The sequence below is a fragment of the Streptomyces europaeiscabiei genome, from assembly GCF_036346855.1.
Lineage (GTDB): Bacteria > Actinomycetota > Actinomycetes > Streptomycetales > Streptomycetaceae > Streptomyces > Streptomyces europaeiscabiei.
The window spans coordinates 5,247,609-5,260,150 of sequence record NZ_CP107841.1 but is presented as its reverse complement, the minus strand read 5'-3'; the positions used below and the strand labels follow the sequence as shown (position 1 = coordinate 5,260,150).

The window sequence follows — 12,542 nt, the reverse complement described above, 5'->3', positions numbered from 1 at the left end:
CGCTTCTCCGGCCCCGTCTGCCCGCAGGCGGGGCCGAACTTTGTCAGCCTGTTGGTCTGGTGTCAGCGCCGAGTGCGCTCTTGCGGTACGGAAGGACGGTCCCCGTGACGGAGTCAGCGGAGCTCCCCCCTGCGCCCGAGCAGGCGCGTGACGTATTCGGTGATCGCTACGCGGATGCGGTCCGGTACGCCGAGCTCCTGGCTGAGGCGGGAGTACAGCGCGGGCTCATCGGCCCGCGGGAGGTACCACGCCTGTGGGAGAGGCACCTGTTGAACTGTGCGGTGCTCTCGGAGGTCGTGCCCGAGGGGGTGACGGTGTGCGATGTCGGCTCCGGTGCCGGACTGCCCGGGATTCCGCTGGCCCTCGTCCGGGAGGACCTGAAGATCACGCTGCTGGAGCCACTTCTGCGGCGCACGAACTTCCTGGCCGAGGTCGTCGAGCTTTTGGGCCTGGACCATGTGACCGTCGTCCGAGGCCGAGCCGAAGAGGTCCTCGGGACGTTGCAGCCCGTCCATGTGGTGACGGCTCGGGCCGTGGCCCCACTGGACCGATTGGCCGCGTGGGGCATCCCTCTATTGCGGCCATATGGAGAGATGCTGGCGCTCAAGGGCGACACCGCGGAGGAGGAGCTGAAGAGTGCTGCCTCGGCCCTGAGCAAGCTCGGCGCGGTGGAGACCTCGGTCCTCCATGTCGGAGAGGGCGTGGTCGATCCACTGTCCACCGTGGTCCGCGTGGAGGTCGGGGAGAGCCCAGGAGGCGTGCGCTTCGCGGCGAAGCGCGCCAAGGCGGCCCGGACGGGGCGAGCACGTCGACGTCGCTAGACATTGATCTGGACGTTCGCTGATCCGTCCTGACGACGAGTCGTACTCCACACAAGCTTCCAAACCTATGCATCTCGGAGTGTCGCGCGAGCTTGGTCCGTGTCGCTGGGCATCGTGTTTCACGTGAAACGTCGCTCACTGCTGCACGGCATTATCAGCCGTGGCCGCGCCGCGGCCGAACCGCGCGACCGGAAGCCTCTCGGGTCACTCGGAGAGGTAACGGAGTTTTCCACAGAGGTGGAATTCTCCACAGAAGACCAGGCCTCACTGGTTCACGACCCCGAAGGCATGGGAGGCTCTGTTCATTGCGAGCCTGAAGTCGAGGAGAGTGAATCGTTGCGGTCCGACGCCAACATCGCGGGACCGATGACCGATCCGGTCCCCGGTCCCCGTACCGAGTCGATGGGGGAGGATGTTTCACGTGAAACACCGCCTCCGATGGACGACACTCCCATCGGTCGTGCCGCCCAACTGGCGGTAGAAGCTCTGGGCCGCGCCGGCGAGGGTCTGCCTCGGCCCGAGCAGACCAGAGTCATGGTGGTCGCCAACCAGAAGGGCGGTGTCGGCAAGACCACGACGACGGTCAACCTTGCTGCTTCGCTGGCTCTGCACGGCGCCCGTGTCCTGGTGATCGATCTTGACCCCCAGGGCAACGCGTCCACCGCGTTGGGGATCGACCATCATGCCGAGGTGCCGTCCATCTACGACGTGTTGATCGACAGCAAGCCGTTGGCGGAAGTCGTTCAGCCCGTTCTTGATGTTGAGGGTCTCTTCTGCGCGCCCGCCACGATCGATCTCGCTGGTGCCGAGATCGAGCTGGTGTCCCTGGTGGCACGAGAGAGTCGGCTGCAGCGAGCGATTCAGGCGTACGAGCAGCCCCTGGACTACATCCTCATCGACTGCCCGCCCTCGCTCGGCCTGCTGACGGTGAACGCGATGGTCGCAGGCCAGGAAGTTCTCATTCCGATCCAGTGCGAGTACTACGCGCTGGAGGGCCTCGGCCAGCTGCTCCGCAATGTCGACCTGGTACGTGGGCACCTCAACCCCGTCCTTCATGTGTCGACCATCCTGCTCACCATGTACGACGGCCGGACGCGCCTGGCGTCCCAGGTCGCCGACGAGGTGCGCACCCACTTCGGCGAGGAGGTGCTACGGACGAGCATTCCTCGCTCGGTCCGTATCTCCGAGGCGCCGAGCTATGGGCAGACGGTGCTGACCTACGATCCAGGATCGAGTGGTGCCCTCTCCTACCTTGAGGCGGCACGAGAAATCGCACTGAGGGGCGTGGGTATGGGGTACGACCCGACGCACGCCCATATCGGTGCTCAGAACAATCCGAGTGTGGTGGAGGGGATCCAGTGAGTGATCGACGGAGGGGGTTGGGCCGTGGTCTTGCCGCACTGATCCCAGCGGCTGCGACAGGAGAGAAGGAATCTCCAGCAGCGGGAGCAACCGCACCCACACCACCGGCGGTGCCATCTGTCTTCGCCCCCGAGCGTGGGCTGGGAGCCTCGAAGGTGGCCACTCTCCCGCCTGTTTCACGTGAAACAGAGGAGCTGCCGCCGGATGGCGCGGCGGAACTACCCGCAGCACCTGTCGGTGCCTACTTCGCCGAGCTGCCTCTCGACTCCATCTCCCGGAACCCACGCCAGCCGCGTGAGGTGTTCGACGATGACCTTCTTCAGGAACTCGTCACCTCCATCAAGGAGGTCGGTCTTCTCCAGCCCATCGTCGTACGGCAGGTGGGTCCGGCCCGCTACGAGCTCATCATGGGTGAGCGGCGCTGGCGAGCCTGCCGTGAGGCCGGTCTGGAGGCAATTCCGGCGATCGTCCGGGCCACGGACGACGAGAAGCTTCTTCTGGACGCGCTCCTGGAGAACTTGCACCGTGCCCAGCTGAACCCGCTGGAAGAGGCGTTTGCCTATGATCAGTTGCTCAAGGACTTCAACTGCACGCACGACCAGCTGGCGGACCGTATTGGCCGATCCCGCCCGCAGGTCTCCAACACGCTGCGCCTGCTGAAGCTCTCGGTGGCGGTCCAGCGTCGTGTGGCCGCCGGTGTTCTCTCAGCCGGGCACGCTCGGGCGCTGCTCTCTGTCGAGGACTCCGAGGAGCAGGACAAGCTGGCTCACCGGATCGTGGCCGAGGGGCTCTCGGTCCGAGCTGTCGAAGAGATCGTCACCCTCATGGGATCGCATACGCAGACTGCTGCACGGTCCAGGGGCCCTCGCGCCGGCTCCGTGCCTTCCCCAGCGCTGGGCGAACTCGCGACCCGTCTCTCGGATCGCTTCGAGACGCGGGTGAAGATTGATCTGGGCCAGAAGAAGGGCAAGATCACTGTGGAGTTCGCGTCCACGGAGGATCTTGAGCGGATTCTGAGCACGCTCGCTCCGGGCGAGAAGCTCGCTCTCCAGAAGAGCCTTCTGGACGACGACTCGGAGGACACGGAGGCCTGAGCGGTCGAATGGAAGGACGGTCTTCGGCCCGTCGACCGCCTGAGCGGGCTGTGACCGATGTATACCGGTCACAGCCCGCTCTTTGCTTCGAGGCGGTATCTAGGCAATCGCATCGTGGATACGATGCGTTCGGGTATGGCGCATCGACCTGGCGGGTCTTCTTTGGAGAGGCGGGGCCCATGCGAACCGTGAGCCGTTCCGGACTGTTGACCGCAGGCCTGGGACTGGGTGCGGTCGGCGGATTCATCGGCAGTCTGATCAGGGAGCGGAGCGCTCTGACAGCCGCTCGCGACGCCGCGGGCGAAGGAAGCGAGGAACAGCCTTCATGGGGCGTCGGCTCGTACCGCTCACGCTGGACAACCTTCAGGACCTTCCCAAGCGCTGCCGATCGTGTGTCTTCTGGGAGTTGGACCCAGTCAGCGGCGAGGCCGCGCTGAAAGCAGGTACTCCAGCTCTGGAGAAGGAGGCGTGGATCTCCGCCGTCCTGCTGGACTGGGGGTCCTGCGGCCGGGTTGCCTACGTGGACGAGGTACCGGTGGGCTTCGTGCTGTACGCGCCTCCGGCCTATGTTCCCCGCGCTATGGCGTTCCCCACGAGTCCGGTGTCTCCCGACGCGGTTCAGTTGATGACCGCCTTCATCGTGCAGGGCTACCAAGGCCAGGGGCTCGGCCGTGTGATGGTCCAGACGGTTGCCAAGGATCTGTTGCGGAGGGGCTTCAAGGCGATCGAGGCTTTCGGGGACGCTCGTTGGAGGGATCCGGCGTGTGTTCTCCCCGCCGACCATCTGACGGCCGTGGGCTTCAAGACAGTCCGCCCCCATCCCGCTTATCCCCGGCTGCGGTTGGAGCTGCGGACGACGCTTTCCTGGAAGGAGGACGTCGAGCTGGCGTTGGACCGGCTTCTGGGAGCTGTGCAGAAGGAGCCGGCGTTGCGACCGCTCTAAAGCGAAGGGGCCAACCCGCTTGGGTTGGCCCCTTCGTGTTTCACGTGAAACATCACTCGGCGATGAAGTCCTCGAGGTCACGCACGATCGCTGCCTTGGGCTTGGCACCGACGATGGTCTTGGCGACCTCGCCACCCTGGTAGACGTTCAGTGTCGGGATGGACATGACGCCGTACTTGGCAGCGGTGGCCGGGTTCTCGTCGATGTTGAGCTTGACGATCTCGATCTTGTCGCCGTACTCGTTGGCGATCGCTTCGAGGGACGGCGCGATCTGGCGGCACGGACCGCACCAGGCGGCCCAGAAGTCCACCAGGACGGGCTTGTCGTTCTTGAGGACGTCCTGCTCGAAGGAGTCGTCGGTCACGTTCTTCAGAGTGCCGGCCACTGAGGGCTCCTAACTGGTTGGTGCGGTGAGGCGGACGGGGGTCAGACGGCGGTCTTCTCGGGCTCGGCGACCTGGTCGCCGTCGGCGAGGGCGGCGAGGTAGCGCTCGGCGTCGAGGGCGGCGGAGCAGCCGGTGCCGGCCGCGGTGATCGCCTGGCGGTACGTGTGGTCGACGACGTCACCGGCGCCGAAGACACCGGTCAGGTTCGTCCGGGTCGACGGGGAGACCACCTTCAGGTAGCCCTCGTCGTCCAGGTCGAGCTGGCCCTTGAAGAGTTCCGTGCGAGGGTCGTGGCCGATCGCGATGAAGAGACCCGTCGCCGGCAGCTCGGAGGTCTCGCCCGTCTTGAGGTTGCGCAGCTTCAGTCCGGCGAGCTTCTGGTCGCCCTGGATCTCGGCGACCTCACTGTCCCACACGAAGGAAATCTTCGGGTCGGCGAACGCGCGCTCCTGCATCGCCTTGGAAGCACGCAGCGTGTCCCGGCGGTGGACGATGGTCACGGACTTGGCGAACCGCGAGAGGAAGGTGGCCTCCTCCATCGCCGTGTCCCCGCCGCCGATCACGGCGATGTCCTGGTCCTTGAAGAAGAACCCGTCACAGGTGGCACACCAGGAAACACCGCGGCCGGAGAGAGCATCCTCGTTGGGCAGCCCGAGCTTGCGATGCTGGGAGCCCGTGGTGACGATGACGGCCTTGGCGCGGTGCACCGTGCCTGCGGTGTCCGTGACGGTCTTGATCTCGCCGCTCAGGTCGACGGCGACGATGTCGTCCGGGATGAGCTCGGCACCGAAGCGTTCGGCCTGCGCCCGCATGTTGTCCATGAGATCGGGGCCCATGATGCCCTCCCGGAAGCCGGGGAAGTTCTCCACCTCGGTGGTGTTCATCAGCGCGCCGCCTGCGGTGACGGCGCCCTCGAACACCAGCGGCTTCAGCGACGCGCGCGCGGTGTAGAGCGCCGCCGTGTAGCCGGCGGGCCCGGAGCCGATGATGATCACGTTTCGGACGTCGCTCACGGCTTGATTCCTCGTCTCTGGAGACTGCTGGTGTACTGCCGGTGGGAGCTGCTCTCGGAACTCTCACCCCACCCAACGGATCCTAAGGGGCGCGCATTCCCGGTGTGTCCGGGCACACGGAGACAAGGCACCGCGCAGGGATGCCAGGGATGGTGCACGCGAGCGACAGCCCTCAGGGGCGGGCGTAGGACTGCTTCACGAAAATGTCGCCGGCCGGCTCCGAAGCCTTGTCCAAGCAGGAGGCGTCGACGACATAAGCGGTGACGCGTGAGTCGTCGGAACGGTCGGGCAGCAGCACGAGATAGGCGTCCGCTCCTCGAAAGGTGCCCCGTTCGGACGCGATAGCGCCCGTGGTGTCGCCAATGCCTTTCGCGATACAGATGGGCACGTCGGCCCTGAAGACTGTGTTCCTACTCTTGTCCGGGGTCGCGGCAGTCCCGAAGGAATCCTTCTCGGGGGAGCTCTGCTTCTCGGTCTCGTCCAGGAGGTCATTGACCCGTTCCTCCAGCTTGACGCCGGAGAAGGTGACGGAGGTCGGTGTCGGAGCTGTGCTCGTGGGACCGTTGCTCTCACCGATCGACTGGACAAGGACGGTACCGAGGCCCAGGGCTGCGATCGCGAAGGCGGTCCCGATGACCGTCACACGTCGGTTTCGGCGCTTCTGGATCGTGCGGCCTGGGCCGATGGACGCGCGTGGATGACCGGCAGGGCGATCCACCGGCGTGCATGTTTCACGTGAAACATGCACGCCGTCCTCGCTTGCCGTCGCGCGGGAGACGTTGGCAGCGGCAGACTCATCGGCGGTATCGCGTTCGGATGCTGTGGCGTTCAGCAGAGCCTCGGCAGCCAGGGCGGCATCGATCCGCCCCGCCACGTCATTGGGCATAAGGGGAGGGCCCGGCAGGGTGCCCAACAAACCGCCGATCTCTTCCAAGGAGGCGTACACGTCAGCGCAGAGCGGGCACTCGTCCAGGTGCTGTAGCACGTCCGCGGTACGGGAAGGCGGGAGCAGACCCTCGATGAGGTCGGAGAGCTCCGTGACCTCCGGGTGCTCGGCCGTGTCGGTCGTGGATGTCACGCTCGGCCACCTCCGCCCCTCACAGCAGCTGAATCGCTTGGTCCTGCATCATGTGGTCCTGCTGCGGGTGGGACGGATGTCTCCTGCGTCCGGTTCCTTTTCCCTGCCGACTTCTTGCCGTCCCTGCCACCGCCCTCCGTACGGAGATGGGTGACGAGAGGCAGAAGCCTGGCTCTGCCACGGGCACACCGGCTTTTCACGGTGCCGGTGGGCACGTCGAGGATCCTGGCCGCCTCCGCCACCGGATAGCCCTGCATGTCCACCAGGACGAGCGCGGCACGCTGGTCGGCGGGTAGGGTGCCGAGCGCCTCCAGGAGCTGGCGGTGCAGGTCGTTGCGCTCCACCGGAGCGGACGCCGCCTCGTACGGCTCCAAGAGCTGCTCCAGGCGCTCGGTGTCATCGACAGGCGAGGTCTTCCGGGACGCGGCCTTGCGGGCGCGGTCGAGACAGGCGTTCACCGTGATGCGGTGCAGCCATGTTGTGACGGCCGATTGGCCGCGGAAGGTGTGGGCAGCCCGGTAGGCGGAGACGAGGGCGTCCTGGACTGCGTCGGCCGCTTCCTCGCGGTCCCCCAGGGTGCGCAGAGCCACGGCCCACAGGCGGTCCCGGTGCCGGCGTACAAGCTCACCGAAGGCTTCCGGGTCACCCTCAAGGTGCCTTGCGAGGAGTGCTTGATCAGAGACTCCTTGGCAATCATCTTGCATCCGTTTCTGCCCCTCCTTCCCAGTTTCACCGAAGAAGTGCACAGTGTAAAGATTTAAGCCGCATACAGAAAGAGTAGGACTAGGTCAGGACGTATGGGTGGAAATCGTGAATAGTCCGATTGGTTGCGAGGTTTCCTTATTTCAGGGGCATTGGTGGCACCACGTCACGATTTAGATAGAATTTTACGAAAAGATCTGTGTGATCGCTATGATGGCCATATCGATTTGACCTACCGATGGCATGCGTAATTGAAATGAGTATACATGCGCAAGAGTGTTGCAATGGTGACGTTGGGTGCAACGGCTGTTGCGATGTTGGCCGCTGCGCCTTCGGTGCAGGCTCCTTTCTGTCGAACTGCTTAATAGCAGCAATCCAATGAGGGTGAACCGATCCTGTTTGCCGTGTCCGGGACAGAAGCCGAGCTGAGGGCTCGATTCGGAATGCGGGCGTCACCGTGGACTGCCTTTGATGAGGTGTGGGACGGGCTCCACCGAATGTCCCACCGAGTGGTGTAGCAGCGATCTCTGCATAGCCCCTGGCCACGGGGCGGCCTCGCGCAACCTCTTCGGGTCCGCCTGATGGAGTCACTGCACACCGCAGACGTAATTGAGTTGATCAGGGTCCTGGCCCATCGGACCCTGCAGGATCTCATCAAGGCCGAAGCTACTGCCCGGATAGTCGCCGAACTCGGCGAGCACACCGAGACACGCACGAGGATGCGCAACGGGTACCGAGGGAGGCGGACGTGCAAAGCGTCTCCACTCGTGGCGTGGACGACCTGGTCAAGGCCATCGGCGGGGACGCCGGGATCTCCAAGGCCGCACCGAGCTGGAGCACCTCGGATAGATTGCGTCCGCCGCCGGCGCCCAAATGTGCTGGGTCACCAACACCGTCCCGGGTAGACCGGAGCAGATCTGTGCCGCGGATGTTTGAAGGAAGGCCGCAGCCTTGCACGGCGCTTTGACTCATGGTGGCAGCAACGTAGTGAGCGGATGATTCCGGCATGAGGTCTAGAGCCGAATCTGCTGCACGGATTCGGCAACGCAGTGTTTTTGCCGACTGGCTTCCCTGAAACGGAAGTCAGCTGGTCACCTTCACGTCCAGTACCTTTCCACGGTAATTCCCGTCGGCCGTCAAGGGGAGTTTAGTCAGCCAAACCAACAGGTATCGGGCCTTCACGGACTCTTTCGGTTCAAGTGTCACACTTGCGCCGGTGCCGTCCGTAACTTTGCTGTAGTCGTCGAAGGAGCCGGGCTGTGTGGCACTGCCCGTAGCCGCGCGCAGTTCGACAGATGTGCTCCCCACGAAGGAGACACGTACCTTTCCGACCTGCTGCACTTTTCCAAGATCGAGAACGACCCCGACCCCACTCTTGAGCCGCCCGAAATCCGCACTGGTGTAGAAGCTGGTCTCCCAGTACGTGCTCATGCTGCTGTCGGAGAGCTTTCCGACGTCGGACGAGTTCTCGGAACCGTCATTGCCGAATGGGTCGAAATCGAACGCGCGGGCGATGGTGATTGACTTGCCCGTGGTGGACGGTGATGGGGCTTTGTCGCTGCTTGAGGGGGTCTGCGCCGGCTTCTCATCGTCGCTCTTGCCTTCGCCTATCAGCGCGTCCGCGAGCTGCCAGCTGCCGAGCCCCAGAGCGGCGATGAGAAGTGCCGACACGGCCCACTTGAGGGCCTTGCCGGTACGGCTCTGCAAGGGGGGCGGGGGCATCGAGATCGGCTGGGTAGCGCCGGGGCGGGGCGTCTGACGGCCGTATGTCCCCTGCTGGTACGTCGTGCGCTGGTAGTCGGGCGGCGCGGTGAACGTGGGCTCCGGCGGGCGGATGCGGGGCATCTCACCGACAGCCTTCACCAGTTCCTCCGGCGTCGTGCACGGAGACTGGTGGCGGGAGGCGGTGGCACCGTCGTTGACGAGCGCGCGCATGGAGAGCTCCGACAGCCCCCTGTGGACGCCCGCACGGACCTGGTCGGGCGCGATGAGCCCGACGCCCTTGGGGAGCCCGGAGAGGCCGTGTGCGTCGTTCTCGTACGGCCAGCGCTGGGTGAGCGCCGCGTACAGCAGGGCGCCGATCGCCTCTGTGTCCGTGCGCTGCGGGGTGTCCGAGGCGATGCCGCGCAGCGCGGCGTTCACGGCGAGACCGCGGATACGCCACTGCCCGGAACCGGAACGCAGCACGGCGCTCGGGTTGAGCCGCAGATGCGAGAGGCCTTCGCGGTGCGCGGCGGCCATGGCGTGGGAGACCTGCGTGACCATCTGGTACGCGTCATGAGGTTCCAGCGGACCGTGCGCCAGCAGCGCCGTCAGCTCCGTGGCGTCGGGCAGCCATTCGTGCACCACGTACACGAGGTCGTTCTCCTCGACTGCGTCCAGCACCTGGACGAAGCGGGGGTCCCCCAGCAACGCCGAGGAGCGGGCCGCCGCCAGCACGGAACGACCGCGGGCGTGGTCTGCGGGCAGCACATGCACCCCGACCGCGCGCCGCAGTTTCTCGTCCACGGCACGCCAACTGCTGAAACCGTCCAGACGGGTGACGCACTCCTCGAGGCGGTAGCGCCTGGCGAGTTTGTGGCCGCTGTGCAGTTCGGGCGGTGTCGTCTTCGAAGGGCCCTCGGTACCGCTGCTCCCTTGTGCCTCTTCGCTCGCCGAGCTTTCCGTGTCCCGCTCCCGGTTCTGGGCCTCCCCGTCGGCCGTGGACTGGTCCGCTTGTGCGGTCAGCGGCTCGTCGCCGCTGTTGTCTGCCACGTCGACGGCAGCCGTGCTCCGTTCCGCCACCGTCGTTCCTGCCTCCCCATCCGTTGAGCGCTCCGAGACGCCAAAGCCAATTGTGCCCACAGTCCGCCGCTATGAGCGACACGCGGCGGCGGACGATGGTTGTGCGCGTACCCCAGCCTCAGCGCCCCAGCCGTCCGCGAACCATGCCGACCATCGAGTTGAGCTCTTCGATGCGCATGCGTCGCGCGGCTACGTAGAAGACACCGAGCAGCACGATTCCTCCCCCGACGAGTGCGAGCATCGAGCCGCCGACGCCCTGTCCCAGGGCCCGGCTGATGCCGTAGCAGGCGGCGCCGCTGAGCAGCGCCGCGGGCAGCGAGGCGATGGACAGCCGCGCGTACGTCCGCATGACCCTGGAACCGTCCAGGTCGCCTCCCAGCCGCTTCTTGAGTCGGCGCCAGGCGATGCCGACACCGATCATGTAGGCCAGGCCGTACGAGGCCGCCATGCCGACCACGGCCCAGCGGGCCGGGATCACGAAGAAGCAGACCGCGGAGGCGCTCGCGTTGACGGCGGCCACGATGACCGTGTTGTAGAACGGGGTCCGGGTGTCCTCGTACGCGTAGAAGGCGCGCAGGACGACGTACTGCACGGAGTACGGGATCAGACCGAGCCCGAAGGCCATCAGCATGAAGCCCATGTTGGTGGCGGCGCCGGTGCCGGAGGGGCCGAAGATCAGCGTACACATCGGGATGCCGAGGGCGAGGAAGCCGAAGGCGATCGGCACGATGGCAACGGCCGTGGTGCGCAGGCCCTGTGAGATGTCGTCACGGACGGCGCCCGTGTCGTCCTCGGCGGCCGAGCGGGAGATACGCGGCAGGAGGGCGGCCATGAGCGAGACGGTGATGATGGCCTGCGGCAGGCCCCAGATGAGCTGGGCGTTGGCGTAGGCGCTGAAACCGGTTCCGGCGATCCTGGTCTCCGTGACCGCCGCGGTCGCCAGCTGTGTGACGACGAGGGCGCCCGCCTGGTTGGCGAGCACGAAAAGGATCGTCCACTTGGCGAGCATCGCGGCTTTGCCGAGGCCGTGGCCCTTCCAGTCGAAGCGCAGCCGCATCCGGAACCCGGTCTCCCGCAGGTACGGGATCATCGCGAGGGCCTGGACCACGAGGCCCAGGAGGATGCCGATGCCGAGCAGCTGCTCGCCCTCCGGCGGGATGTTCTCGACCGTCATGCCGGAGTCTGCCGCGCTGCCGTAGACCCACAGGAAGGCGCCGAGGGTGACGATGATGACGATGTTGTTGAGGACCGGCGTCCACATCATCGCGCCGAAGCGGCCGCGGGCGTTGAGGATCTGCCCCATCACCACGTGGATGCCCATGAAGAAGATCGAGGGCAGGAAGTAACGGGTGAAGGTGACGGCGACGTCGTTGGCCTCGGCGTTGGTGGCGAGGGGCGTCGACAGCGCGCGGACGAGCAGGGGTGCGGCGAACATCGCGAGCGCGGTGAGGAGGCCCAGGATCACCATGACCAGGGTCAGCAGCCTGTTGGCGTACGCCTCTCCGCCGTCGTCGTCGTCCTTCATGGCACGGACGAGCTGCGGCACGAAGACGGAGTTGAGACCACCGCCGACGGTCAGGATGTAGATCATCGTCGGTAGTTGGTAGGCGACCTGGAAGGACTCACCGAGAAGTGCGAGGCCCAGCGCCGAGACGATCATCGCCGAGCGGATGAACCCCGTGAGGCGCGACACCATGGTGCCCGCCGCCATCACGGCGCTCGACTTCAGCAGGCCGGAGGCCCGCCCGCCCTTCTTCGCCGGAGGCGCGGGTGTCGGAGCGGGGGCGGGCTCCTGGTACTCAGGGCGGCCCGGACCGGGCGACGGGGCGGGGGCCGGTCCGGGAACCGAGGGCTGCCCCATGGGGGCGCCGCCCTGCTGCTGGTCGCGGAAGAGATGGGCGAACGCGTCCGGCTCGTGGCGCTCCTCGCCGGCCTGGGTCACCAGGTCGTCCACGCCCACGAACTGGGTCGTACGCGCGTCGTCGCCGTACGGCAGATGGCGGGTCGGCCCTTCGGGCTCGGGCGCGGGCGTCTGGGCCCACACACGGGGGTCGGGCGCGTACTGAGGCGCCGACGGCTGGGAGTAGAGCGGCGGCTGCTGCGGCTGGTAGGTGCCCGGAGCGGGCGGCGGGTGCGCGGCACGGTCGTAGAGCGCCTCGGCCACCGGGTCCTGGGCGGCCAGATCGCGCGCGCGGTAGGGGTCCTGGCCGTAGGCATCCTGGAGGTACATGTCCGCGGGGGGCTGCGGCGGTACCTGGCCCGGCCCGGGCTGGCGGCCGTCGGGATACCCCGAGTCGGCCGCGCCCTGGCCGCGGTCACCGTCGTACGGCGCGTTCATGGTTACCCCACCTCATCGTCCC

At 66.3% G+C, this 12,542-nt stretch carries 10 protein-coding genes; 4 read left to right on the top strand and 6 right to left on the bottom strand.

Translation table 11 applies throughout. From position 1 onward, the window contains the following. Positions 1-104: 104 nt before the first annotated feature. The 4 genes from rsmG (at position 105) to OG858_RS23020 (ending at position 4,220) form a co-directional block, all read left to right on the top strand. On the top strand, positions 105-821 hold the full coding sequence (rsmG, locus tag OG858_RS23035; RefSeq protein ID WP_086748623.1) for a 16S rRNA (guanine(527)-N(7))-methyltransferase RsmG: 717 nt from the start codon (positions 105-107) through the stop codon (positions 819-821). 288 nt (positions 822-1,109) lie between these two features. Beyond that, positions 1,110-2,183 (top strand): ParA family protein, encoded by a 1,074-nt coding sequence (locus OG858_RS23030; protein ID WP_086748641.1) that lies wholly within the window; start codon positions 1,110-1,112, stop codon positions 2,181-2,183. Continuing rightward, positions 2,180-3,277, top strand: coding sequence for a ParB/RepB/Spo0J family partition protein (locus OG858_RS23025; protein WP_086748624.1), 1,098 nt, complete (start codon positions 2,180-2,182; stop codon positions 3,275-3,277). The genes OG858_RS23030 and OG858_RS23025 overlap by 4 nt, the downstream gene beginning before the upstream one ends. A gap of 325 nt (positions 3,278-3,602) precedes the next feature. After that, positions 3,603-4,220, top strand: coding sequence for a GNAT family N-acetyltransferase (locus OG858_RS23020; protein WP_327724472.1), 618 nt, complete (start codon positions 3,603-3,605; stop codon positions 4,218-4,220). Between the two features lie 52 nt (positions 4,221-4,272). Here OG858_RS23020 and trxA read toward each other — a convergent pair whose 3' ends face one another. The 6 genes from trxA to murJ all read right to left on the bottom strand — a co-directional run bounded on the left by trxA (position 4,273) and on the right by murJ (position 12,520). Next, positions 4,273-4,605, bottom strand: a complete 333-nt coding sequence (trxA, locus tag OG858_RS23015) for a thioredoxin (RefSeq protein ID WP_037689654.1) — start codon at positions 4,603-4,605, stop codon at positions 4,273-4,275. Positions 4,606-4,646: 41 nt separating this feature from the next. Further along, positions 4,647-5,618, bottom strand: a complete 972-nt coding sequence (gene trxB, locus OG858_RS23010) for a thioredoxin-disulfide reductase (protein WP_086748626.1) — start codon at positions 5,616-5,618, stop codon at positions 4,647-4,649. A 172-nt stretch (positions 5,619-5,790) separates the two neighbouring features. After that, entirely contained in the window at positions 5,791-6,696 is a 906-nt protein-coding gene (locus OG858_RS23005) for an anti-sigma factor family protein (protein ID WP_328544518.1), read from the bottom strand. After that, positions 6,693-7,400 carry an RNA polymerase sigma factor SigM gene (gene sigM / locus OG858_RS23000; RefSeq protein ID WP_086748628.1) on the bottom strand — a complete coding sequence of 236 codons (708 nt, stop codon included), beginning with the start codon at positions 7,398-7,400 and terminating at the stop codon, positions 6,693-6,695. Before sigM ends, OG858_RS23005 begins: the two co-directional genes overlap by 4 nt. Before the next feature lie 1,081 nt (positions 7,401-8,481). After that, on the bottom strand, positions 8,482-10,182 hold the full coding sequence (locus OG858_RS22990; RefSeq protein WP_327724469.1) for a protein kinase family protein: 1,701 nt from the start codon (positions 10,180-10,182) through the stop codon (positions 8,482-8,484). A 118-nt stretch (positions 10,183-10,300) separates the two neighbouring features. Then, on the bottom strand, positions 10,301-12,520 hold the full coding sequence (gene murJ / locus OG858_RS22985) for a murein biosynthesis integral membrane protein MurJ (RefSeq protein WP_327724468.1): 2,220 nt from the start codon (positions 12,518-12,520) through the stop codon (positions 10,301-10,303). Between the last annotated feature and the right edge of the window lie 22 nt (positions 12,521-12,542).

Bases quoted from the DNA above. Each gene is read 5' to 3' on its own strand.
- sigM (WP_086748628.1), bottom strand. From the start codon at position 7,400: ATGCAAGATGATTGCCAAGGAGTCTCTGATCAAGCACTCCTCGCAAGG.
- OG858_RS23020 (WP_327724472.1), top strand. From the start codon at position 3,603: ATGGGGCGTCGGCTCGTACCGCTCACGCTGGACAACCTTCAGGACCTT.
- murJ (WP_327724468.1), bottom strand. From the start codon at position 12,520: ATGAACGCGCCGTACGACGGTGACCGCGGCCAGGGCGCGGCCGACTCG.
- OG858_RS23030 (WP_086748641.1), top strand. From the start codon at position 1,110: ATGGGAGGCTCTGTTCATTGCGAGCCTGAAGTCGAGGAGAGTGAATCG.